Source organism: Streptomyces hygroscopicus subsp. hygroscopicus, from assembly GCF_030269125.1.
Lineage (GTDB): Bacteria > Actinomycetota > Actinomycetes > Streptomycetales > Streptomycetaceae > Streptomyces > Streptomyces hygroscopicus_C.
Map to the genome: position 1 here is coordinate 275,819 of NZ_BSSM01000010.1, position 23,652 is coordinate 299,470.

Annotated in this window: 20 protein-coding genes; 10 read left to right on the top strand and 10 right to left on the bottom strand. The window is 72.0% G+C overall.

From position 1 onward, the window contains the following. Positions 1–60: 60 nt before the first annotated feature. From QSK45_RS23140 to QSK45_RS23155, 4 genes are all read right to left on the bottom strand, one after another. The gene (locus QSK45_RS23140) at positions 61–3,855 is read right to left on the bottom strand and encodes a multifunctional oxoglutarate decarboxylase/oxoglutarate dehydrogenase thiamine pyrophosphate-binding subunit/dihydrolipoyllysine-residue succinyltransferase subunit (protein ID WP_285559858.1); all 3,795 of its coding nucleotides are present in this window, start codon (positions 3,853–3,855) and stop codon (positions 61–63) included. A gap of 301 nt (positions 3,856–4,156) precedes the next feature. Next, positions 4,157–5,281 carry a HAMP domain-containing sensor histidine kinase gene (locus QSK45_RS23145; protein ID WP_285559860.1) on the bottom strand — a complete coding sequence of 375 codons (1,125 nt, stop codon included), beginning with the start codon at positions 5,279–5,281 and terminating at the stop codon, positions 4,157–4,159. After that, a complete protein-coding gene (locus QSK45_RS23150; RefSeq protein ID WP_285559862.1) occupies positions 5,278–6,024 on the bottom strand; it encodes a response regulator transcription factor in 747 nt (248 codons plus the stop codon). Before QSK45_RS23150 ends, QSK45_RS23145 begins: the two co-directional genes overlap by 4 nt. A 111-nt stretch (positions 6,025–6,135) precedes the next feature. Further along, on the bottom strand, positions 6,136–6,813 hold the full coding sequence (locus tag QSK45_RS23155; RefSeq protein WP_285559946.1) for a spermine/spermidine synthase domain-containing protein: 678 nt from the start codon (positions 6,811–6,813) through the stop codon (positions 6,136–6,138). A gap of 183 nt (positions 6,814–6,996) precedes the next feature. Here QSK45_RS23155 and QSK45_RS23160 point away from each other — a divergent pair, with 183 nt between their 5' ends. After that, complete coding sequence (locus QSK45_RS23160; protein WP_285559864.1) at positions 6,997–7,746, top strand: rhomboid-like protein; 750 nt, start codon at positions 6,997–6,999, stop codon at positions 7,744–7,746. A gap of 89 nt (positions 7,747–7,835) precedes the next feature. Further along, complete coding sequence (lon, locus tag QSK45_RS23165) at positions 7,836–10,256, top strand: endopeptidase La (protein WP_285559866.1); 2,421 nt, start codon at positions 7,836–7,838, stop codon at positions 10,254–10,256. A 155-nt stretch (positions 10,257–10,411) separates the two neighbouring features. Here the strand turns inward: lon and QSK45_RS23170 are convergent, their stop codons facing one another. Further along, complete coding sequence (locus QSK45_RS23170; protein ID WP_285559868.1) at positions 10,412–11,236, bottom strand: lysozyme; 825 nt, start codon at positions 11,234–11,236, stop codon at positions 10,412–10,414. A 241-nt stretch (positions 11,237–11,477) separates the two neighbouring features. Between QSK45_RS23170 and QSK45_RS23175 the strand changes: the two genes are divergently transcribed. Further along, positions 11,478–11,969, top strand: a complete 492-nt coding sequence (locus QSK45_RS23175; protein ID WP_285559869.1) for a MarR family winged helix-turn-helix transcriptional regulator — start codon at positions 11,478–11,480, stop codon at positions 11,967–11,969. An 18-nt stretch (positions 11,970–11,987) separates the two neighbouring features. On the opposite strand, the gene QSK45_RS23180 is transcribed toward QSK45_RS23175, so the two are convergent. Beyond that, positions 11,988–12,776: a hypothetical protein gene (locus QSK45_RS23180; RefSeq protein ID WP_285559871.1), complete on the bottom strand. Its 789-nt coding sequence runs from the start codon at positions 12,774–12,776 to the stop codon at positions 11,988–11,990. A 384-nt stretch (positions 12,777–13,160) separates the two neighbouring features. On the opposite strand from QSK45_RS23180, the gene QSK45_RS23185 reads away from it, so the two are divergent. Genes QSK45_RS23185 through QSK45_RS23205 form a run of 5 tightly spaced genes read left to right on the top strand, consistent with a single transcriptional unit; the run spans position 13,161 to position 18,882 of the window. Continuing rightward, the gene (locus QSK45_RS23185) at positions 13,161–16,064 is read left to right on the top strand and encodes a sensor histidine kinase (protein ID WP_490993603.1); all 2,904 of its coding nucleotides are present in this window, start codon (positions 13,161–13,163) and stop codon (positions 16,062–16,064) included. Further along, the gene (locus QSK45_RS23190; protein WP_285559873.1) at positions 16,061–16,552 is read left to right on the top strand and encodes a roadblock/LC7 domain-containing protein; all 492 of its coding nucleotides are present in this window, start codon (positions 16,061–16,063) and stop codon (positions 16,550–16,552) included. Before QSK45_RS23185 ends, QSK45_RS23190 begins: the two co-directional genes overlap by 4 nt. Further along, the gene (locus QSK45_RS23195) at positions 16,549–16,965 is read left to right on the top strand and encodes a DUF742 domain-containing protein (protein WP_285559876.1); all 417 of its coding nucleotides are present in this window, start codon (positions 16,549–16,551) and stop codon (positions 16,963–16,965) included. Before QSK45_RS23190 ends, QSK45_RS23195 begins: the two co-directional genes overlap by 4 nt. After that, the gene (locus QSK45_RS23200; protein ID WP_285559877.1) at positions 16,946–17,605 is read left to right on the top strand and encodes a GTP-binding protein; all 660 of its coding nucleotides are present in this window, start codon (positions 16,946–16,948) and stop codon (positions 17,603–17,605) included. The genes QSK45_RS23195 and QSK45_RS23200 overlap by 20 nt, the downstream gene beginning before the upstream one ends. 23 nt (positions 17,606–17,628) lie before the next feature. Continuing rightward, entirely contained in the window at positions 17,629–18,882 is a 1,254-nt protein-coding gene (locus QSK45_RS23205; RefSeq protein ID WP_285559878.1) for a styrene monooxygenase/indole monooxygenase family protein, read from the top strand. Between the two features lie 14 nt (positions 18,883–18,896). On the opposite strand, the gene QSK45_RS23210 is transcribed toward QSK45_RS23205, so the two are convergent. The 3 genes from QSK45_RS23210 to QSK45_RS23220 all read right to left on the bottom strand — a co-directional run bounded on the left by QSK45_RS23210 (position 18,897) and on the right by QSK45_RS23220 (position 21,004). Next, complete coding sequence (locus tag QSK45_RS23210; RefSeq protein WP_285559880.1) at positions 18,897–19,922, bottom strand: C40 family peptidase; 1,026 nt, start codon at positions 19,920–19,922, stop codon at positions 18,897–18,899. A 115-nt stretch (positions 19,923–20,037) separates the two neighbouring features. Next, positions 20,038–20,340 carry a DUF8847 domain-containing protein gene (locus tag QSK45_RS23215; protein ID WP_490993606.1) on the bottom strand — a complete coding sequence of 101 codons (303 nt, stop codon included), beginning with the start codon at positions 20,338–20,340 and terminating at the stop codon, positions 20,038–20,040. A gap of 4 nt (positions 20,341–20,344) precedes the next feature. Beyond that, positions 20,345–21,004 carry a TetR/AcrR family transcriptional regulator gene (locus QSK45_RS23220; protein ID WP_285559884.1) on the bottom strand — a complete coding sequence of 220 codons (660 nt, stop codon included), beginning with the start codon at positions 21,002–21,004 and terminating at the stop codon, positions 20,345–20,347. 163 nt (positions 21,005–21,167) lie between these two features. Between QSK45_RS23220 and QSK45_RS23225 the strand changes: the two genes are divergently transcribed. Continuing rightward, entirely contained in the window at positions 21,168–21,743 is a 576-nt protein-coding gene (locus tag QSK45_RS23225; protein ID WP_285559886.1) for a HutD/Ves family protein, read from the top strand. 109 nt (positions 21,744–21,852) lie between these two features. Beyond that, positions 21,853–22,521, top strand: coding sequence for a hypothetical protein (locus QSK45_RS23230; protein WP_285559888.1), 669 nt, complete (start codon positions 21,853–21,855; stop codon positions 22,519–22,521). 72 nt (positions 22,522–22,593) lie between these two features. On the opposite strand, the gene QSK45_RS23235 is transcribed toward QSK45_RS23230, so the two are convergent. Further along, entirely contained in the window at positions 22,594–23,532 is a 939-nt protein-coding gene (locus QSK45_RS23235; protein WP_285559890.1) for an AurF N-oxygenase family protein, read from the bottom strand. Positions 23,533–23,652 lie beyond the last annotated feature (120 nt).

Sequence of the window (23,652 nt, forward strand, 5' to 3'; positions counted from 1 at the left end):
GCAGACGAAGGGCCCGGTTCCGTGAGGAACCGGGCCCTTCGGCGTCGCCGTGCCGGAGGCCTACGCCTCGAACACCTCACGCACCAGCTGCTCCTGCTCGGCCTGGTGGCGCTTGGCGGAGCCCACCGCCGGCGACGAGGAGTGCGGGCGGGAGATGCGCCGCAGCCGCTCGCCGGCCGGGATGTCCGCGCCGACCGCCAGGTCGAGGTGGTCGATCAGGTTGAGCGCGATGAACGGCCAGGCACCCTGGTTCGCCGGCTCCTCCTGGACCCACAGGTACTTCTCGGCGTTCGGGTACTTGTTGACCTCCGCCTGGAGCTCGGCACCCGGCAGCGGGTACAGGCGCTCGATGCGGATGATCGCCGTCTCCGCGGCCGCGGGGTCCGTGGCACCCCGCTTCTTCCGCTCGGCCTCGAGGTCGTAGTAGACCTTGCCCGAGCAGAAGACGACCTTGCGGACCGCGGCCGGGTCGACCGAGTCGTCGCCGATGACCGGGCGGAAGCCGCCGGTCGTGAACTCCTCCGCCTTGGAGGCGGCGGCCTTCAGGCGCAGCATCGACTTCGGGGTGAAGACGACCAGCGGCTTGTGGGCCGGGTTGTGCACCTGCCACCGCAGGAGGTGGAAGTAGTTCGACGGCGAGGTGGGCATGGCCACCGTCATGTTGTTCTGGGCGCACAGCTGGAGGAACCGCTCCGGGCGCGCGGACGAGTGGTCCGGGCCCTGGCCCTCGTAACCGTGCGGCAGCAGCAGGACGACGCCGGAGGTCTGGCCCCACTTCTGCTCGGCCGAGGAGATGAACTCGTCGACGACGGTCTGGGCGCCGTTGACGAAGTCGCCGAACTGGGCCTCCCACATCACCAGCGCGTCGGGACGCGCGAGCGAGTAGCCGTACTCGAAGCCCATGGCCGCGTACTCGGACAGCAGCGAGTTGTAGACGTTCAGCCGCGCCTGGTCCTCGGAGAGGTACTGGAGCGGGGTGTACTCCTCGCCGGTCTCCCGGTCGATCAGCACCGCGTGGCGCTGGCCGAAGGTGCCGCGCTGGGAGTCCTGGCCCGCGAGGCGGACCGGGGTGCCGTCGAGCAGCAGGGAGCCGATGGCCAGCGTCTCGCCCATGCCCCAGTCGATGGTGCCGTCCTCGACCATCGCCGCACGGCGCTGCAGCTGCGGCAGCAGTCGCGGGTGCACGGTGATGTGCTCGGGGAGGTTGACCTGGGACTCGGCGATCCGCTTGACGACCTCGGCGGACACGGCGGTCGGCACCGTGGCCGGGAAGCCGTCCTGGGCCTCCTGGGGGGCACCGGCGGCCGGCTGCGAGGTGGCCTCGCGGACCTCGGTGAAGACCTTCTCCAGCTGGCCCTGGTAGTCCTGAAGGGCCTGCTCGGCCTCTTCCAGGGTGATGTCGCCACGACCGATCAGGGACTCGGTGTAGAGCTTGCGCACCGAGCGCTTCTTGTCGATCAGGTCGTACATCAGCGGCTGGGTGAAGGCCGGGTTGTCCGACTCGTTGTGACCGCGGCGGCGGTAGCAGATGAGGTCGATCACCACGTCCTTGTTGAACGCCTGGCGGAACTCGAACGCCAGTCGGGCGACGCGGACGACGGCCTCCGGGTCGTCGCCGTTCACGTGGAAGATCGGGGCCTCGATCATGCGGGCCACGTCCGTCGCGTACATGGAGGAACGCGAGGACTCGGGGGCGGCGGTGAAGCCGACCTGGTTGTTGATGACGATGTGCACGGTGCCGCCGGTGCGGTAGCCGCGCAGCTGCGACATGTTCAGGGTCTCGGCCACCACGCCCTGGCCCGCGAAGGCCGCGTCGCCGTGGATCGCCACCGGCAGGACGGTGAAGTCCGTGCCGCCCTTGTTGATGATGTCCTGCTTGGCGCGGGCGACGCCCTCCAGGACCGGGTCGACCGCCTCCAGGTGGGAGGGGTTGGCGACCAGCGAGACCTTGATCTGCTCGCCGTCCAGGCCGGTGAAGGTGCCGTCGGCGCCCAGGTGGTACTTCACGTCGCCGGAGCCGTGCATCGACTTCGGGTCGAGGTTGCCCTCGAACTCGCGGAAGATCTGCGCGTACGACTTGCCGACGATGTTGGCGAGCACGTTCAGGCGGCCGCGGTGGGCCATGCCGATGACGACCTCGTCCAGGCGGGACTCGGCGGCGGAGTCGATGACCGCGTCGAGCAGCGGGATGACGGACTCGCCGCCCTCAAGGGAGAAGCGCTTCTGGCCGACGTACTTGGTCTGCAGGAAGGTCTCGAACGCCTCGGCGGCGTTCAGCCGGCGCAGGATGCGCAGCTGCTCCTCGCGCTCCGGCTTGGCGTGGCCGCGCTCGACCCGGTCCTGGATCCACTTGCGCTGCTTGGGGTCCTGGATGTGCATGAACTCGATGCCGGTGGTGCGGCAGTACGAGTCGCGGAGCACACCGAGGATGTCGCGCAGCTTCATCATCGACTTGCCGGCGAAACCACCGACGGCGAACTCGCGCTCCAGGTCCCACAGGGTGAGGCCGTGCTCGACGATGTCCAGGTCGGGGTGCTTGCGCTGGCGGTACTCCAGCGGGTCGGTGTCGGCCATGACGTGGCCGCGGACCCGGTAGGAGTGGATCAGTTCGAAGACGCGGGCGGCCTTGGTGACGTCGTCGTCGTGGGACGCGTCGATGTCCTTGAGCCAGCGGACCGGCTCGTAGGGGATGCGCAGCGCCTCGAAGATCTCGTCGTAGAACTTGTTCTCGCCGAGCAGCAGGTTGGCGACCTGGCGCAGGAACTCGCCGGAGGCGGCGCCCTGGATGACCCGGTGGTCGTAGGTCGACGTGAGGGTCATGACCTTGGAGACACCGAGCTTGTTCAGGGTGTCCTGGCTGGTGCCCTGGAACTCGGCCGGGTAGTCCATGGAGCCGACGCCCATGATCACGGACTGGCCGGGCATCAGACGCGGCACGGAGTGCACGGTGCCCAGGCCGCCGGGGTTGGTCAGGGAGACCGTGACCCCGGTGAAGTCGTCCATGGTCAGCTTGCCCTCGCGGGCGCGGCGGACGATGTCCTCGTAGGCCTGCCAGAACTCGAAGAAGTTCAGCGTCTCGGCCTTCTTGATCGCCGCGACGACGAGCTGGCGGTCGCCGTTGGGCTTGACCAGGTCGATGGCGAGACCGAGGTTGACGTGGGCCGGCTTGACCAGGGTCGGCTTGCCGTCCTTGACGGCGAACGAGTGGTTCATCGCCGGCATGGCCTTGATGGCCTGCACCATCGCGTACCCGATGAGGTGCGTGAAGGAGATCTTCCCGCCGCGGGCGCGCTTGAGGTGGTTGTTGATGACGATGCGGTTGTCGAACAGCAGCTTCACCGGGACGGCGCGGACCGAGGTGGCGGTCGGCATCTCCAGCGAGGCGTCCATGTTCTTGGCGACCGCGGCGGCCGGGCCGCGCAGGGTGACCTGCTCGGGGCCGACGGGGGCCTCGGCGGCGGGAGCGGCCTTCGCGGGCGAAGCGGGCGCCTGTGCGGGTTGCGCCGGCTTGGCCGGGGAGGGGGCCGCCTTCGCCGCGGGGGCCGCGGGAGCGGGCGCCGGAGCCGCGGCGGGCTTCGGGGCCGCGGGCGCCGGGGCGGTCTGAGGCGCCGGGGCGGGGGTCTGCGCGACCCCCGCGGCCGCAGTACCCGCCGGCGCGGGCGTCGCGGGCGCGCCCGGCTTGTAATCGGCGAAGAAGTCCCACCAGGCGCGGTCTACCGAATTCGGGTCCTGGAGGTACTGCTGATAGATCTCGTCGACGAGCCACTCGTTCGCGCCGAACGCGGCCGCGGGGTTCTTCCCGGCGGCTTGGTCGTCGGTGGAGATGCTCGAGTTACTGGGGGACTGTGGCGACACGGCGGCAACCGCCCTCTTCCGCTTCACAAGGTGATGGACAGCGGGAATAAAGGCTACGCCTTGGAGACGGGGAAGGTCAGGTCGGGCCCGTTCATCGTCGTGTAAGTCACACCGAAAATCTTGTTTCAGGGCTTGAAATGGCGGGAAACAAGCGAGGTTCCGGACGTACGAGGGTGCACCGGTCCGGCCCTGCGCCCCCGGCTTCTGCGGGCGGCGCGGGCCTCGCGCCGATCACACGTGTCCAGCTGCGCGGGAAGGGCGCGGACAGTCGTGGATCTTGTGCTTCCGCCGGAACTTTACGTCAACTTGAAAGGGAGTCCAGCCCCGGAAGGGTGACGATGATCCGGCAGCCCCGCTCGGATTCGGCCACGCCGATCCGGCCGCCGTGCAGATCCACCGCCCAGCGGGCGATCGCGAGCCCGAGACCCGTGCCCCCGTCGCTGCCGGGGCCGTGCGGCCGGGTCACCGCGCCCCGGTTGAACCGCTCGAAGACGCGGTGCCACTCCGAGCGCGGGATACCCGGGCCCTCGTCCAGCACCTCCAGCTCCAGGGACTGGGGCTGGGGCCCGCGCCGGGCCTTCACGGTCACCCGGCCGTGCGGCGGGCTGTGCTTGACCGCGTTGTCGATCAGGTTGGCGACGACCTGGTGGATGCGTTCGGGGTCCGCGTGCGCGGTCAGCTCCGGCGGGGAGACGTCCAGGTGCAGATGGACGTCGGTACGCGTGTGGCTGCCGGAGCCGGTGGCCATGCCCGCGCGCGCCGAGGCGACCATGTTGGCCTCCTTGAGCACGCCCGACAGGTACGGCCACACCTCGAAGCGCCGCATCTTCAGGGGTACGACGCCGTTGTCGAGCCGGGACAGGTCCAGCAGCGTCTCCACCAGGCGGCCGAGCCGCTCGGTCTGCTTCAGGGCCGTCCGCATGGTCTCCGGATCGGCCTCGGTGACGCCGTCGACGATGTTCTCCAGCACGGCGCGCAGCCCGGCGATGGGGGTGCGCAGCTCGTGCGAGACGTTCGCGACCAGCTCCTTGCGCTGGCGGTCCTGGGCCTCCAGCTCGTCGGCCATGACGTTGATCGTCTGCGCCAGGTCGCCCAGCTCGTCCCGCCGGGTCTCGCGCACGCGGCGGGTGTAGTCGCCCTCCGAGATGGCACGGGCGACCGTGTTCATCTCGTCCAGCGGCATGGTGAGCGAGTGCGCCACGAACTGGGTGATCAGCAGGGTGGCGATCATCGAGAACACCGTGATGAAGCGCAGCTCCGTCTTGGTGTGCACGGCGACGATCGACAGGCCGGTGGTGATCAGCACCGAGATGACGACGAGCGCGCCCAGTTTGGTCTTGATCGAGAACGGGCGTACGCCGCCCCAGGGCTCCTCCGTGCGGACCCCGGGGCTCCTCCGTGCGGCCTGGCGCCCGCTCGCGCTCACGGGTTCGGCGTCTCCAGCGCGTAGCCCACACCGTGCACGGTGCGGATGCGCTCGGCGCCGATCTTGCGGCGCAACGCCTTGATGTGGCTGTCGACGGTGCGCGTGCCGGAGGCGTCCGCCCAGTCCCACACCTCGGCCAGCAGCTGCTCCCGGGAGAGCACCGCGCGCGGGGTGTTGGCCAGGCACACCAGCAGGTCGAACTCGGTCGGCGTCAGGTGGACGTCCTCGGCCTTCACCCGCACCCGGCGCTGCGCGTGGTCGATCTCCAGCTCGCCGAGGCGCAGGATGCCGGAGCGCGGCGTGGAGGCGGCGATGGCGGCCCGCTCCACCCGGCGCAGCAGCACGTGCACCCGCGCGGCCAGCTCGCGCATGGAGAACGGCTTGGTCATGTAGTCGTCGGCGCCGACCCCGAGCCCGACCAGCATGTCCGTCTCGTCGTCCCGCGCGGTCAGCATCAGCACCGGCACCGGCCGCTGGGCCTGCACGCGCCGGCAGACCTCCAGGCCGTCGAAGCCCGGCAGCATGATGTCGAGGATCAGCAGGTCGGGCTGCCATGCCTCGGCCGTGTCCACGGCGGCCGGTCCGTCGGCCGCCGTCTGCACGAGGAAACCCTCGGCACGGAGCCGGGCCGCGATGGCGTCGACGATCGTGGGGTCGTCCTCGACGACCAGCACCCGGCGCTGGGCGCCCGGGGTGGTGGTCGTCGCCGCCGCGCCGCTCTGGGAGGTGTGTGTCTGCTCCATCGCCCGCCCCTGCTTGTTGCTTTCCGGAACCCGTGGGGTGATCCCATGTCTGCGATCGACGCGAAAGATCCGCGTCAGGGCAGCACATTACGGGGATCGGCCGTGCCGTCGCTATCCAGGGCGGACGCCGAGGTGCACGGCGTCCGGAACTCCCCGGGCAACGGGCACCTCTTCGGTACGCACCCGATGGAACCCGGCATTCCGCAAGGTTCCTTCAAATTCCGGGGACGGCTCGGCAGACCATACGGCAAGTACCCCACCGGGCCTCAACACCCTTGCGCAGGCGGCCAGTCCGGCCAGTGAGTACAGGCTTTCGTTGTCCTCGGTGACCGTCCATCCGGGGCCGTTGTCGATGTCGAGACACAGGGCGTCGAACGTGTCCGATGTCTCATTGACGTAACGGACCAGATCGGACTCGAGGATCTCGGTGCGCGGGTCGGCGAGGGCGGCGGAGGTCAGCTCGGACAGGGGTCCGGCGCGGTGCCAGTCGATGACGGCGGGCTCCCGCTCCACCACCGTGATCCGCCCCCAGCGGGGGTCCTCGGACGCGTGTGCGAGTGAGAATCCGACGCCCAGGCCGCCGATCAGCACGGCCGGTGCCGGGCGCCCGTCGAGGGCGCCGTACGCCGCGTCGATCAGCAGCCGCTCCGAGCGGCCGTCCGAAGTGTCCATGAGGAAGCAGCCGTTGGCGATGATCTGGAGCAGCGTGCCGTGCCTGCGCAGCGCCACCTCGCCGTACGGCCCCTCGCGCCGGTCCAGCACCACGGGTGAGTCGTCTGGGGCAGCCATGGTTCCATCCTGCTTGAACGAGGCTTTGCTTTCACGGCAATTACGGATGTCGGGCCGGGTGCGCGGGCCGCGGACGCCGCCGGAACGTATGAGGTTGCCGTGAAACCGCTCTCCCGTGACGCCGGTCATGGACAGCGGCTTCCCGCGGCGCCGAGGGTGGGGGGCGACGGAAGGAGCGCCACCGTGGAACGGATCGCGCCGGACCTCGTGGGCGCCGACCTGCTGGACGGTGTGCCCCGCCAGCGGGCCGCCGTGGCGGCGGAGCCGCCGGCCCGCCGCCTCGCGGTGCCGCGCGTACGGCCCTGGCGGCTGCTGCCGACGCCCGCCGGCACGCCGTTCACCTTCGGCTACGCGGCCCTGCTCGCCGTCACCTCCCTGTTCGCCGCCCTGGCGCCCCCCTCCCTGGTGTACGCCCTCTACCAGGGCTCCAGCACGGACGTGTCCCACCTGGTGCGCTCGCCCGCCGTGGTGCTGGTGACCAGCGCGCTGTGGATCGCGGGCGGCCTCGTCTCGCCGTACGCCGTCGCGTTCGTCCTCGTGCTGACGGCCCTGGAGCGGCGCATAGGCGGTGGCCGGGCGGCCTGCGTCTTCCTGGCCGGGCACGTCCTCGCGACCCTGGCCACCGAGGTCCCGGTGGGCCTCGCGGTCCTGGCCGGCCGTCTCCCGGCCACCTCCCTGCACCGCCTGGACTACGGCATCAGCTTCGGCGTGGCCGCGAGCACCGGCGCCCTGACCGGCCTCCTGGCCCCGTGGCTCCGCTGGCCCCTCCTCGCCGCCGTGGCGGGTGACCTCCTGGAGGACCTGCTGGCCTACGAGGACCCCATGACGAACTGGGGTCACCTGATCGCCCTCGCGATCGGCGTGTCTGCCTGGCCCGCCGCGCGCCGTTGGGCGGGCGCGCGAAACCCTCTCCCACCTGCGCGGACGAAGTGATCGCTGACAGCGAACATGTCGCCGGGAACAATCCCCGTGCATCAAACATTGAGTCGGCATAACTCAAGTTGACTGCCTAAGGGGAGATCATGGGTGCTGAGTCACCGGCGTTCACGCTCGTCCTGCCCGTGCTGCCGCTCGACGACGAGGTCGTGCTGCCCGGCATGGTGGTCCCGCTGGACCTGAGCGATGCCGAGGTCCGCGCCGCGGTGGAGGCCGCACAGGCCGCCGCGCGCTCGGAACCCGGCAAGCCCAAGGTGCTGCTGGTGCCACGCGTCGACGGCACGTACGCCAAGACCGGTGTGCTGGGCACGGTCGAGCAGGTCGGCCGACTCGCCGACGGCGACCCCGGCGCGCTGATCCGCGGTCGCAGCCGCGTCCGCATCGGTGCCGGGACCACCGGCCCCGGCGCCGCCCTGTGGGTCGAGGGCGCGCAGGTGGACGAGACCCTGCCCGACCCGCTGCCCGGCCAGGTCGCCGAACTCGTCAAGGAGTACAAGGCGCTGGCCACCAGCTGGCTGCGCAAGCGCGGCGCCTGGCAGGTGGTGGACCGCGTCCAGGCCATCGACGGCGTCGCCGCGCTCGCCGACAACTCCGGCTACTCGCCCTTCCTGACCACCGAGCAGAAGGTCGAACTCCTGGAGACCGCCGACCCGGTGGCCCGCCTCAAGCTCGCCACGCAGCTGCTGCGCGACCACCTCGCCGAGCAGGAGGTGGCCGAGACCATCGCCAAGGACGTCCAGGAAGGCGTCGACAAGCAGCAGCGCGAGTTCCTGCTGCGCCGTCAGCTGGAGGCCGTCCGCAAGGAGCTGCGCGAGCTGAACGGCGACCAGGAGGGCGAGGAGTCCGACGACTACCGCGCCCGCGTGGAGGCCGCCGACCTGCCCGAGAAGGTCCGCGAGGCCGCGCTCAAGGAGGTCGACAAGCTGGAGCGGTCCTCCGACCAGTCCCCCGAGGGCAGCTGGATCCGCACCTGGCTGGACACCGTCCTGGAGATGCCCTGGAACGAGCGGACCGAGGACGCGTACGACATCCGGGGCGCCAAGTCCGTGCTCGACGCGGAACACGCGGGCCTGGAGGACGTCAAGGAGCGGATCACCGAGTACCTGGCCGTGCGCAAGCGGCGCGGCGACCGCGGCCTCGGCGTGATCGGCGGCCGGCGCGGGGGCGCGGTGCTCGCGCTCGTCGGCCCGCCCGGCGTCGGGAAGACCAGCCTGGGCGAGTCCGTCGCGCACGCCATGGGCCGCAAGTTCGTCCGCGTCGCGCTCGGCGGCGTCCGCGACGAGGCCGAGATCCGCGGTCACCGCCGTACGTACGTCGGCGCGCTGCCCGGCCGGATCGTGCGCGCCGTCAAGGAGGCCGGGTCGATGAACCCGGTGGTGCTCCTGGACGAGATCGACAAGGTGGGCTCGGACTTCCGGGGCGACCCGGCCGCCGCCCTCCTGGAGGTGCTCGACCCGGCGCAGAACCACACTTTCCGCGACCACTACCTGGAGGTCGAACTCGACCTGTCCGACGTCGTCTTCCTGGCCACCGCCAACGTCCTGGAGGCGATCCCGGAGGCCCTCGCCGACCGCATGGAGATCGTCCGCCTGGACGGCTACACCGAGGACGAGAAGGTCGTCATCGCCCGGGACCACCTGCTCCCGCGCCAGCTGGAGCGGGCCGGTCTCGACGAGGGCGAGGTCACCCTGGAGGAGAGCGCGCTGCGCAAGCTCGCGGGCGAGTACACGCGCGAGGCGGGCGTGCGCACCCTGGAGCGCTCGATCGCCCGGCTGCTGCGCAAGATCGCGGCCCAGCACGAACTGGGCGAGCGGGAGCTGCCGTGCGCCGTCACGGACGAGGACCTGCGCGACCTGATCGGGCGGCCGCACCATGTGCCCGAGTCGGCGCAGGACCCGGCCGAGCGCCGTACGGCCGTTCCCGGGGTGGCGACCGGGCTCGCGGTCACCGGCGCGGGCGGCGACGTGCTCTTCGTGGAGGCATCCCTCGCCGACCCCGAGACGGGCGCGGCGGGTCTGACCCTCACCGGTCAGCTGGGCGACGTGATGAAGGAGTCGGCGCGGATCGCGCTGAGCTTCCTGCGCAGCCACGGCGCCGAGCTGGGGCTGCCGGTGACCGACCTGAAGGACCGGGGCGTGCACGTCCACTTCCCGGCGGGCGCGGTCCCGAAGGACGGTCCGAGCGCGGGCGTCACGCTGACCACCGCCCTCGCCTCGCTTCTCTCGGGGCGCCAGGTGCGCACGGACGTGGCGATGACCGGCGAGGTCTCGCTGACCGGCCGGGTACTGCCCATCGGCGGCGTGAAGCAGAAGCTGCTCGCCGCCCAGCGCGCCGGGGTGACCACCGTGATCATCCCCAAGCGGAACGAGGCCGACCTGGACGACGTCCCGGCCGAGGTGCTGGAGAAGCTCGACGTCCACACCGTGACCGACGTCCGCCAGGTCCTGGAGCTGGCGCTCGCGCCCGCGGCCGAGGGCGCGGCGCCGGAGGTTCCCCTGGCGGCGTGACGCGGAGCCCCCGACCGGGCTCCGCCCGCGGGCGGGGTGACGGGCGGGACCGGGTCCCGTGAGGGAGGCCCGGGTCCCGCCGCGCGCACGCCCGGCTCGGTGAGCCGGGCGTGGCGGGGCGTGGGTGCGCGGAGCCGGGGGCCGCGGCCGGGCCGTCAGCCGTTGGCGAGCGCCTGGACGCGGTCGAGCGCGCCGTTGAAGTAGTCGTGGTCGCCGACGGTCGGGCCGGAGGAGGTGTACTGCCACATCGTGTAGTAGGACCATCCGGCCGGCAGCGTCCCCACGGTCGAGGCGTAGCGGGCGACCCACAGCGGGTTGCTGCTCGCGAAGCCCGCGTAGTTGCCGGTGCACTCGGTCCACCAGCTGGTGGCCGTGTAGATCACGGCGTCACGGCCGGTGAGGGACTTGTAGGTGTTGAGGAAGTCCGCGATCCAGCTGACCATCTGGCCGGCCGTCTTGCCGTAGCAGTCGGCGCCGTACGGGTTCCACTCGATGTCGAGCACGCCCGGCAGGGTCTTGCCGTCCTTGGACCAGCCGCCGCCGTGCGCGACGAAGTAGCTCGCCTGGGTGGCGCCGCTGGTGGTGTCCGGGGTCGCGAAGTGGTACGCGCCGCGGATCATGCCCACGTTGTACGAGCCGTTGTACTGCTGGGCGAAGTACGGGTTCGTGTAGTACGTGCCCTCCGTCGCCTTCGTGTACGCCCAGCGGACACCGCTGTTGTACAGGGTGGACCAGGCGACGTTGCCCTGGTAGCCGGAGACGTCCACGCCCTCGGTCTGGGTGGCGTCGGCGCCGGTGGGGGTGCCCTGTGTGCCGTCGTGGGCCGCGACGGTCTCGCCCATGTAGGCGGTGCCGCGGGCGGGCGTCGACGCGGCCTGGGCGGTGGACAGGGGGAGTGCGCAGGCCGCCGCCGCGAGCAGGGCCGTGACCAGGACGGCCAGGGGACGTGGGCGGAGTGAACGGGGTCTGGGCGCGGGCATGACGTGCCTCCGGGGAGGGTGGGGTGTGAGTGGGGGGACCATGGCAGTGACCTCGGAAGAGGCGCACTGTCGTGGGCATGTCATTCAATGCCTGACGAAAAAGCTACGCACGTAGACAGCGGCGTGGGAAGGGGGTCCGGCCGCCGCCGTTGGTCTACGCCTGCGAAATACTTACGGAGCTGCGGCGATGGCGGCGTCGGGCAGAAACTTTCAGGACCGCGAAACCGATCAGGGGTGTGACGTGCACGAGGACGGAAACGGCGCAGAGGCTCGCGTCGCCGGGCAGGTGACGCCCAGTGGTGCGGACCAGGAGTTCCTCGCGCTCGAACGGGAGTTGACCGTACTGCTGCGACGCGCCCGCGCCAACCAGGGCGAGATGGCCCGGGAGGTCCACCCCGACCTGGAGTCCTCCGCCTACGGACTGCTGATCCGGCTGAACGAGCACGGCGGCCGGCGGGCCACCGAACTCGCCGGCTACTTCGGCGTCGGCAAGGCCACCATGTCGCGCCAGCTGCGCGCCCTGGAGGAACTGGGGCTGATCACCCGCGAACCCGACCCCGCCGACGGCCGCGCCTGGCTCGTCACCCTCACCGAGGAGGGCCGCCGCCGCGTCGGCACGGTCCGCGAGGCCCGCCGCGCCCGGTACGTCAGCCAGCTCGCCCACTGGGACCGCCGGGAGGTGGCCGAGCTGGCCCGCCTGCTGCACCAGTTGAACGGGGTCATGGAGAAGTAGCCCGCGCCGTCCGGGGGATCACAGCTCGACGTACACCACCGTCGCGTCGTCGTGCGTCTTGCTCCGGCCCAGGAACGCCCGCTCCTCCCGGTCCGCCGTCTCCAGCCGGCGTACCCGCTCGACCAGTGACCGGGCGCCGTCCTTGGCCAGGACGCCGAACAGGTCCGTCCAGTCGCCCTGGCGGAACGTCTCCGTCCAGCGGGTCGCGCCGTCCGTCAGGGCGGCCAGCGCGCCGACCTCGCCGCGGGGCACGGCGCCGGTCACCGCGCGGGCCGCCACGGCCGGGTCCGCGGCGGCCGTGAAGAAGCCGCCCTCCTTGTTGCGCAGGTTCGCGTCCACCAGGGCGTCGGTAGCGAGGGCCGAGCGGGGGAGCCGGGCGAGCCGGTCGTCCAGGACCGGGGTGACCTCGCCGGCGGGCGAGCGCAGCAGCAGCACCGAGTCGGAGAGCACCAGGTACTCGACCGTCTCGGCGGACCAGCGCGCCAGCACCACGGTTGCCTGCGGGGTACGCGGGTGAGAAAGGTCACAGGTATCCGCGTGGGCGTGCGCGGTGCGCTCGATCGCCCGGGAAAGGATGCCGGCCGGCGTCAGATCTCGGCCGGAAACGGTCAGTTCGGTCAGCGCGCCGCCGAGCCGGGCCGTGAACCAGGGGACGGAATGCAGACAGCCCGTCTCCCCGGCGGGCGGCGTCACCCCGTCCAGCAAGATCACGCAACCGCCCTGTCCGGAGGCGGGTAGTCCGACATCCGCGAAGTCCTCGTTGGGTCGGGTCGCGTCACCGGGTTCCGAAACGAGATCAGTTCGCATCCAGCCAGTCTGCACGAGCCCTTCACGGCATCCCCCAAAGGCTGGCAATCGCCCTCGGAATGGCGCGCTCGCGCAGGTCAGGCGCCTGGTTTGGGCGGGAATGGGATACTCCGAAAAAGCGCGGTGGCGAATACTGCCAAACCCTGCCGCGCGCGTCCAACCGGCCCGCCGTACGACGGCCCCGCACACGCCGGAGGAACTTGCCCGTCAACTCCCCTCCGATGTTCACTCCTTCGGGTGGCGGGTCAGGTGATGCGCGACCACTGCCCACCGGCGCTGGGAGGGTCGGGAACCGTACGAACCGGGTGCACGCACCACTTGGCACCGAGCTGACGGGGCGCCACCCGGGCCCTTGGGTAGACGAGTTCAGGAATGCGAGCACCGGTGCAGATGAAGCGGCCTCGGCGCACAGGCAGGCAGACGGCCCCCGAGAAGGCCGTCCCCGAGACTCCCGTGGGCACCGGCCGGCCCACGCATGTGCGCACCCGGCTGATCGTCGCCGTAGCGGTCGTGGCCGCCGCGGTCGCGGGCGCCGGAGTCCCCTCCCTCCTCACCGCGTCCTCGGACGTCAGCGACTCCCAGGAACTGGTGACGCTGGCCACCCGAACCCAGGACGCCCTCGCCCTCGCCAACTCCCTGGCCGACGAGCGCGACGAGGTCACCTCCTACATCGCGGCCGGGCGCCCCGAGTCCAAGGCGCCCTCCGAGGACCGCAGCACCCGCGTCGACCGCCAGGTGGAGGACCTGCGCGCCGACAGCGGCACCCCCGCGGACCTGCGCGACGACCTCGACCGCATCGCGACCGTCCGGCGTGCCGCCCTCACCGGCAAGAGCACGGCGCTGGAGGCCCACCGGGCGTACTCGGCGACGATCACCGAACTGCACCGGGTCGCCGAGCAACTGGCCGAGCGGATGCCGCCGCGGGCCGGCTCCGGCGCGTACGCCCTCGCCGAACTGGACAGCGCCGTCCAGCAGTCCGCCGCCGCCCGCGGCCTGCTGCTCGCCGCGCTCGACGTCCCGGCCACCACCCAGACGGTGATCAACCCCGTCACCGGCCTGCCCACCACCACCTCCGTGCCCACCGAGGCCGGCCGCAAGCAGCGCGACGCGCTCACCGCCGCCGCCCAGCAGGCCCGGCTGCGCTCCGACGCGGCCCTCGCCGACTTCCGCGAGACGGCGCCCAAGGCGGCCGTCGACGCGTACGACTCCACGGTCACCGGCGCCGACGTCAACTCGGCCGAGAAGTACCTGGACACCTTCACCGCCCAGCCGGCCTTCCCCGACGGCGCGCCGGTCGCCAGCGCCGCCAAGCTGGACGCGGCCCTGTCCGGCCGCATCGACCTGATGCGCGGCGCGGAGTCGGCCCTCTACGAGCACCGCACCCAGGACCTGGAGAAGCTGCGCGACGACGACGTCACCGCGCTGGAGGTCCGCGTCGCCGCCCTCGGCGTGCTGATGCTGGTCGCCGTCGGCCTCGCCACCGCCATGGCCCGCACCCTGACCCGCCCGCTGTCGGTACTGCGCCGCGGCACCGCCCGGCTCGCCGAGCCCGGGGACGCGGCCACCCGCGAACCCATCGCCTTCACCGGCCGCAACGACGAGTTCGCGCAGGTCGTCCGCTCCGTCAACGCCCTGCACGCGCACGCCGTCGCCCTGCACGAGCGGGTCGCCACCCTGGAGACCGACCGCAAGCACCTGGTCGGGCAGCGCCAGAAGATGGCCGACGCCCGCGAGGAACTGCGCGCCGAACTCGCCGAGGCGTCGGCCGCGCTGGGCCGGGTGCGCGCGAGCATCGGCGGCACCTTCGTCAACCTGGCGCTGCGCACCCTCGGCCTGGTCGAGCGCCAGCTCGCCGTCATCGAGGGACTGGAGGACCGCGAGCAGGACCCGGAGCGCCTGTCCACCCTCTTCAAGCTGGACCACTTCGCCACGGTGATGCGCCGGCACAGCGAGAACCTGCTGGTCCTCGCGGGTACCGAGCATGTGCAGCAGCACCACGGACCGGTGCCGCTGGTCGACGTGGTGCGGGCCGCGGTCAGCGAGATCGAGCGGTACGAGCGGGTGCGCATCGCCGCGCTGCCGCCGCACGCGCACATCGCGGGCTTCGCCGCGGACGACCTCTCGCACCTGCTGGCGGAGCTGATGGAGAACGCCACCACGTTCTCCCCGCCGGAGGTGCCGGTCGAGGTCTCGGGCTGGCTGCTGGAGTCCGGCGAGGTCATGCTCTCCGTCCAGGACGAGGGCATCGGCATGGCCGAGGACCGCCTCACCCGGCTCAACGCGCGCCTCGCCGACTTCGACCCCGACTCCGCGTACGACCAGGAGGGCGACGACGGCCTCGGGCTCGGTCTGTACGTCGTGGCCCGCCTCGCCCACCGGCACGGGGTGCGGGTGCAGCTGCGCGAGCAGAAGCAGGGCGGGATCGCCGCGGTCGTGGTCCTGCCGGCCCCGCTCCTCCCCGAGGCCCCCGCCACCGCCGTACCCCCGCGGACCGCCACCTCCACCACCGGGACGTTCACGCTGCCGGGAGCCACCGCCGAGGCCAACTCCAACGTGCTGCCGACGCGGCCGAAGGACGGGGCCGAGCAGCAGGACCCGCTGGTGGCGCTGGCGGAGAAGGCGATGCGGGACGCAGGCGTGGAGCCCGCGCGGGAGGCGGCCCCGGGCGAGGACCCGGCGGCGGAGGAAGCGCCGGCCACGTCCGAGGAGGCGGCCGAGGCGGCCGAGGAAAGCGGGCACGAGTCCGCCGGCCGTCCCGCCGAGGAGACGACGCACGAGCAGGCGGGGCCCGGACCGGAGGAGACGGACGTCCGTCCGAAGGCCCCGGTGGAGACCTTCGCCGAGACCACGATGGAGCTGCTGCTCCCGCTCACGGACGAGCCGGCGGACGAGCCGGCGGGTGTGCCGACGGACGAGTCGGCGGCTTCGGAGTCCGGGGCCTCCGCGCCTTCCGCGGAGCCCACGGCGCGGACGAGCACCGAGCCCGCCGCCGAGCCCCCGGCCCCCGCCGCCGAGCCCGCCGGCCACGCGCGGCCGGAAGCCGAGGACGACGACGGCGAGGCCGAGGAGCGGGTCACCAGCAAGGGACTTCCCAAGCGCACGCCCAAGATCACCGCACCCGCACCCCCGCCCCGCCAGCGCAGCACAAGCGTCGACGCCGAGGCCCTGCGCCGCAGGCTCGGTGGGTTCCGCCGAGGAGCACAGGCCGGCTACCGCGACGTGGAGGCGGAGATCGCGGACCATTCCGAGGAAGCCACGGGGGGCCCTGTCGAGGAGGCAAGCAGTTGACCGCTCCCAGTACCTTCGGGCTGAGCACTGAGGCCCGCAATCTGCACTGGCTGCTGACCAACCTGGTCGAGGAGGTCCCCGGCATCCAGTCCGTCGCCGTGGTCTCCTCGGACGGTCTGCTGCTGCTGTCGTCCGACCCGGGCCACAGCCGGCAGGCCCAGCAGGCCCGGCCCGGCAAGGGACCCCGCGGTTCCGCCGCCGACCTCGCCACGATCGTCTCCGGCATCGGCAGCCTCACCGTCGGCGCCGCCAAGCTGATGACGTACGGCGGGGTGAAGCACACCATGGTCGCCATGGAGGAGGGCAGCCTGTTCGTGATGTCCATCAGCGACGGCTCGCTGCTCGGCGTGCACGGCTCCGCCGAGTGCGACATGAGCGTGGTCGCCTACCACATGGCGCTGTTCGTCGGCCGGGCCGGCCACGTCCTCACCCCGGAACTCCGCAGCGAGTTGCGCAAGTCCATGGAGTCGGCGGGGGGCGCGCTATGAGCGGCGCACCCAAGAAGCTCCCCGTGCGCGGGGGCGAGCGCAAACCCGCCCGCGTGCGCCCCTACTCGCTCACCAGCGGCCGTACCCGCTTCGGCCACGTCCTCCTCGTGGAGACGTTCGTGGCCAGCACCGCGGCCATCGAGGCACCCGAGGAACGCAAAGAGCTGACGAAGGGGTCCCTCGCCGGTGTCATGCCGGAGATGCGGGCCATCGTCGAACTGTGCCGCCGTATGCGCACGGTGGCCGAGATCGCCGCGCTGTTGAAGATGCCGCTCGGCGTGGTCCGCGTGCTCCTCAGCGACCTCGCGGACCAGGGAAAGATCCGTGTGTACGGCACCGGAACCGGTCACGGCACCGGCCGCCCGGACCGCGCTCTGCTGGAAAGGGTGCTGAGTGGACTTCGCCGTCTCTGACGCCACCGCCTCCCAAGGAGGCGCCGCCCCCCTCGTCGCCGGGTTCGCCGAGCCCGACGAGGACCTGAAGGCCTGGCAGACGGACCGGACGCGTGCCCCCGTCGCGACGAAGATCGTGGTGGCGGGCGGCTTCGGCGTCGGCAAGACCACGCTGGTCACGGCCGTCTCGGAGATCACGCCGTTGCAGACCGAGGCGCTGATGACCCAGGCGAGCGCGGGCACCGACGACCTCTCCGACACCCCGGACAAGGTCACCACCACCGTGGCCATGGACTTCGGCCGCATCACGCTCGACGACGACCTGGTGCTCTATCTCTTCGGCACCCCGGGCCAGCAGCGGTTCTGGTTCATGTGGGACGACCTGGTGCGTGGCGCGATCGGCGCGGTCGTCCTGGCTGACACCCGCCGCCTCAAGGACTGCTTCCCCGCCCTGGACTACTTCGAGAGCTGCGGGCTGCCGTACGTCGTCGCGGTCAACCACTTCGACGGCAGTGAGCGGTTCGACATCGAGGACGTGCGGGAGGCACTGACGATACCCGTGCACGTCCCTGTCATGATCATGGACGCGCGCCACCGGATTTCGGCCATCGAGACCCTCCTGGCCCTGGTCGGCCACGCGCTGGACGAAACCCCCGAGTAGTCCTGTTAGGAGCCCCCACCCGCATGCGCAAGATACTCGTCGTCGGAGCCGGCCAGTCCGGACTCCAGATCGCCCTCGGCCTGCAGTCGCACGGCTACGAGGTCACCCTGATGTCGAACCGGACCGCGGACGAGATCCGCTCCGGCCGCGTCATGTCGACGCAGTGCATGTTCCACACCGCGCTCCAGCACGAGCGCGACCTCCAGCTGAACTTCTGGGAGTCCCAGGCCCCGAGGATCCAGGGCCTCGGCGTCTCGGTCGCGGCCCCCGGCTCGCACGACCCGGGCCCCACCCAGCGCGCCGTCGACTGGGTCGGCAAGCTGGACGGCTACGCCCAGTCCGTCGACCAGCGCGTGAAGATGGCCGGCTGGATGGAGACCTTCGCCCAGCGCGGCGGCCAACTGGTCATCCACGGTGCGGCGGTGGGCGACCTCGACTACTTCTCGCGCACCTACGACCTCGTGCTGGTCGCCGCCGGCAAGGGCGAGCTGGTGTCCATGTTCGCCCGCGACCCGGAGCGCTCCCCGTACAGCGAGCCGCAGCGCGCGCTCGCGGTGGCGTACGTCCACGGCCTCGGCCCCCGCCCGGAGCACCCTGAGTTCGACGCGGTCCGCTGCAACCTGGTGCCGGGCGTCGGCGAGCTGTTCGTCATGCCGACGTACACCGTCTCCGGGCGCGCCGACATCCTGTTCTGGGAGGGCGTACCGGGCGGCCCGCTCGACGTCTTCAACGGCGTCAAGGACCCGGCCGAGCACCTCTCCCTGACCCTGGAACTCATGGAGCGGTTCACGCCCTGGGAGTACGCGCGGGCGACGAAGGTCGAACTCACGGACGCCGGGGGCACGTTGGCCGGCCGGTACGCGCCCACCGTGCGCAAGCCCATCGGCCGGCTGCCCTCGGGCGGGCTGGTGCTCGGCGTCGCCGACGTGGTCGTCGCCAACGACCCGATCACCGGGCAGGGCTCCAACTCCGCGTCCAAGTGCGCGGCGTCGTACCTCGCGTCGATCCTGGAGCGCGGCGACCAGCCGTTCGACGAGGCGTGGATGCGGGAGACGTTCGAGCGCTACTGGCAGACCGCGCGGCACGTCACCAAGTGGACGAACGCGATGCTGGCGCCGCCGCCGGAGCACGTCCTGAACCTCATCGGCGCGGCCGGTCAGCTCCAGCCCGTGGCGGATCGATTCGCCAACGGCTTCGACAACCCGGCCGACTTCGAGAACTTCTTCTTCGAGCCGGAGAAGGCGGGGGCGTACCTCACGTCCGTGGCGGGGGCGTAGTCGCCGTCGGGGCGTCATCCCGGGCGTACGGCTCCGAGGACCGGGTTGGACGCCAGGGGTGAGATCTTGATCCGTGCGCCCGGTCTCGGGGCCTGTACCACCTTCCCGCCGCCCACGTAGATGGCCACGTGAGTCGCCTCCGGGAAGTAGATGACCAGGTCTCCCGGGCGGAGCCGGCGCAGGGGCACCCTCTTCAGCCGGTGCCACTGTTCCTGGCTGGTCCGGGGGATCGGGGTGCCCGCGTGTCGCCAGGCCTGGGAGGTCAGGCCGGAGCAGTCGTAGGCCGAGGGGCCCTGGGCGCCCCAGACGTAGGGCTTGCCGAGCTGGTCCAGGGCGAAGCGGACGGCGCGTTCGCCCTGGTGGGAGGGCGGGCGGTCGTCGGAGAGGGAACCGGCGAGGGCCCGCTGGGCGGCGGTGACGCCCTGTTGTTCGAGGCGGTCGACGGCGGCCAGCTGGTCGGCGTCGAGGGTGGCCAGAAGGCGCTCCACGTCGGCGAGTCCGGCCCGGACGGCGTCGCGCTGTTTCCTCTGCTTCCCGGCCAGGGCCAGCTGGGTGTCGAGGGCCTTGCGCGCGGTGCGGGCGACGGCGTCCGAGTGCCGCTCGGCGCCGGTCAGCCGGGCCACGGTACGCGCGCGTTGGCGGGCCAGCTCACCGATGACGTGGCCCTCGTCCAGTGCGCGTTGCGGGTCCGGGGCGAGCAGCAGGCTGATGTAGGGGCCGAGGCCGCCGGAGGCACTCTGGTACTGCTGGCGTGCCAGCCGGCCGGCGTCGGCGCGGCTGTCCCGGAGGGCGAGCCGGGCGCGGCTCAGCTCCTTGTCGAGGCGGGCCACCTCGGCCTTCTGCCGCTTCAGCCGGTCGGCGGTGGCGTCGTAGGCCTCGGTGGCCTGCTCGGTCTGCCGGTACAGCGTCCGCAGGTCCGTCAGCAGCTGGGCGACGGTCCGCCGCTGCGGCTCGGGTGCGGCGGTGGCGGGCACGGGCGCGAGGACGGCCTGGGCCGCCACCGTGGCCGTACAGGCCAGGCGCACAAGCTTTCCTGACACGTCATCACCTCGGGTGCGGAAGGGGTGGGCGCATTGCCGTGCCCTATCGCACCGCGATAATCAGACGTATTTCGGTGGGGCGCGCGCCGCGTGTGCGCGGTTCGGCGCAACCCTGTCACCCGTGCGTGTCCTCCGAGTTGCCGGACGGCCTCGGGTGCGGCTTGGACCAGGGCAGGCGCGGGCGGCCCCCGGAGATGTCCTCGGGGTCGTACGCGTACTTCCACCCCTGGACCAGCCCCAGCCGCCTGCTGTGACCGCGCGGCACCCGCCGGTAGACGTACACCGCGGGCGGGCCGCCGTCAGGGTCGGGCACGGGGATGCGGTACGTCTTCGGGGGATGTCCGGTCGGCCCGAGCAGGACGGGCAGCACGCGTCCGTCCATGGGGCCGCCCTCGAACGGGGTGTCCTGGCTCTTCACGGTCTCAGTCTCGGACATCCCGGCCGAGGGTGCCCACGAGGGCGGCGGTCTGCTGGTCACGGGCCGCGGTGACCGAGAGGACGGCCATGAACTGGTCCACCAGCCAGTCGCGCAGCTCGTCGGCGGGCGGCTGCTTGTCCTCGTCCAGCCAGATCAGCGAGGCCGCCTCGACGGCCGTGATCCACATGCGGATCGTCATGCGCAGCCGGGGGCCGGGGTCGGTGGCGCCGAGGTGGCTGAGGATGTGCTCGGCGGCGGCCCGGCGCACCCCGTCCACGATGGCCGTGGTGCGCGAGGTCTCCACCACGCTGCCGCCCCGCAGCAGCGCGGCGAAGCCGGTGCCGTGCTCGTCCACGAAGGCCAGGTAGCGCTCCAGGGCGCGGCTCAGCCGGGCCAGCGGGGAGCCCGTGCGGGGCTCGTCGAAGCACTGCCGCAGTTCGTCCGCGGCCGACCCCAGCGCGGCCTCGTACAGCTGCTGCTTGCCGCCCGGGAAGTACCGGTACACCAACGGCCGCGACACCCCGGCCGCCTCCGCCACGTCGTCCAGCGACACGTCCTCCGGTGCCCGGTGCGCGAACAGCGACAGCGCGGCGTCGAGCAGCTGGCGCCGACGTTCCTCGACGCTGAGCCGGCGGTAGGCGGGGGTGGCCGTCTGGGGGGTCATGCCACGCAGCGTAACGTGCGCGCCCCGGAACGCGCCGCGTGCCGGTCGGCCCGCCTGACGGCGGTCCGCACCGCGGCGAGCCGCCCCGGCTCCCCCTGGCGACGCTCGACAGCGGGGCGGCTTCCCGGATACACACGGGGACACCGGAGCGGAGGGAGCGCGGATGACCGTGCGTGTGCCGAGGGCCGACGGACGTGCGGCGGCGCCGTGGAAGAACGGGGGCGGGCTGACCCGCGAGGTCGCCGCGGCCCCGGACGGAGCCGGGACGGCGGACTTCGCGTGGCGCGTCAGCCTCGCGGACGTGGCCCGGGAGGGTCCGTTCTCCCGCTTCGAGGGGGTCGACCGGGTCATCACCCTGGTCGACGGCCCCGGCATGGTGCTGACCGTCGACGGGAGCGCGCACACCGTGGCCGAGCGGTACGCCCCCTTCGCCTTCCCCGGGGACGCCGACACCGACTGCCGCCTGCTCGGGGGTCCGCTCGTCGACTTCAACGTGATGACGCGGCGCGGACGGGCCGGCGCGCGGGTGGAGATCCTGCGGGGGCGGGTCGCGCTCCCGGCTCCCGCCGGCGCCACGCTGCTCGTCGTCGTACTGGAGGGCTCCGCCCTCCTCGAAGCGGCGGCCACCGCCCTCGGCCGCTTCGACGCGGCCCTGATCACCGGCGCCCACGGCGAGGTCCTCGACACCACCGGCGTCGCCGCGCTCGTCACCCTCACCGGCGCGGCCGGGACGCTCTGAGGACGTCCGCGCTGTTACCAAGTGCGGACAGAACCGGGTGAACTCCTGCTGTCGGTACGTCATCTGACGGGACGTAGGGAACAGATGACACCCAAGGGGGACCTCGATCATGACCACGCGCAGCGCTCGCCGTACCGTCCGCACCGCCCGTTCCGCCGGCCTGGTGGCCCTCGCCGCCGCGGCGGCGCTCTCGCTGACCGCCTGTGGCGGGAGCAAGGACGCCGCGGCCGGTCCCGGGGTCACCGTCGCCGCCGCACACGCCGCCCCGAGCGGTACCAAGGCGGGAGCCGGGTCCCCGGCCGGCCTGCGGAACGAGACCCCCCTTTCGTTGCGCGCCGGCGCCTCGGCCGGCACGGCCAAGGGGTCGTCCCCGGTGCGCACCCAGACCCTGCCCGACGGCAGCAAGGCCGTGATCTACCGGCTCGGCGCCCAGCACTACCGGGCCAAGATCGTCAACCGGGGTGCGGTCCTGGCCACGCTGGAGGCGAACGGCCGGGACGCCGGGCTCGACGCCAACGACATGTTCATCGTGCTCACGCTGGACGGCCGGGTCCACTCCTGGATGGGCGGCGGCCACCAGGGGCCCGGCACCTTCAGGCTCGCGGGCGGCTGGAAGGCCGAGGTCACGAAGCTCGGCGAACTGCGGTACCGGGCGCGGATCATCGGCCACGACGGCGTGGCCGCCACGATGGAGACGCACCAGCACGACGCCGGGCTCGACGCCAACGGCATCTTCATCGTGCTCAGCGACGGCGGTGTGATCAGCGCCCACGCGTGAGGCCGGTTGCCGCCGGGTACGCCGAAGCTCCCGCCGGACCGGACGTGTTCCGCCGGCGGGAGCCCGGTGCCCCTACGCCAGCAGCCCCGAGGACCGCCACAGCCGCCGTCCGACGCCCCGCAGCACCCCGATCTCGTCCAGGAAGTCGGTCAGCCGCTTCGCGCCGGTCTGCATGACCTCGCGACGGTGGGCGCTTGCCCTGACCTGGGCCATGGCCTCGTGCTTGTCGAGGCCGACATTGGTGTAGACCTCGGGGTTGATGAAGGCGATGGAGAAGACGCGCGCGAACTCGCCGGAAGTGACCCGGGTGAACTCCTGGGACCAGCGCGGGGCGGTCACCATCTGGCGGCGCAACTCCTCACGGGCGTAGCGCACATGGCGGGCCTCCTCGACCACGTGGATGCGCGTCACGCCCCGGATCAGCGGCTGCACCCGCTCGTCCGGGAAGGTCAGCCGCTGCATCCAGTCCAGGACCTCCTCGCCCAGCAGGGTCGCCGTGAAGGAACCCGGGGTGGTGGAGATGGTCTTGAAGAGGCGGCCCAGGTTCTGGTGCACCCGGCCGACCGGGTACCAGGGGGCGCCGTTCCGCGCGATCAGGCGCGCGAACATCTTCGAGTGGCGGCACTCGTCCTCGATCTCGGTGAGGGCGTAGCGCACGTGCGCGCTCGTGGCGGACTTGTCGTAGACGTGCCGCACCAGCAGCTGCATCAGGATGAGTTCGAACCAGATGCCGAGCGAGGCCAGGGCCGCCGCCTCGTGCCGGGACAGCTCGATGCGCTGCTCCTCGCTCATCCGCCGCCACATCGGCGTCCCGTACAGCGAGACCAGTTCCGGCGGCCAGAACCACTTGCCCTCCTCGAAGGGCGCGTCCCAGTCGGGCTCCTTGTCGGGGTCGAAGGAGTGCTTGGCGGAGGAGACCAGCAGCCGTTCGGCCACCTGCTCCCGGTCCTTGAGCAGGCCGAGCGCGTCGCGCAGGCCGTCCAGCGCGTCCGCTTCCGTCAGGGTCGTCATGGCTCCCTCACCTCGTCACCCGGGGGTATGTCGTACACCAACTTATGAGACTGCCTGTCAGCAAGGCCGTCAATCCCCCGCGCACGACTTGTTGACCGCGTGTCTACGTGTGAGTCTGCG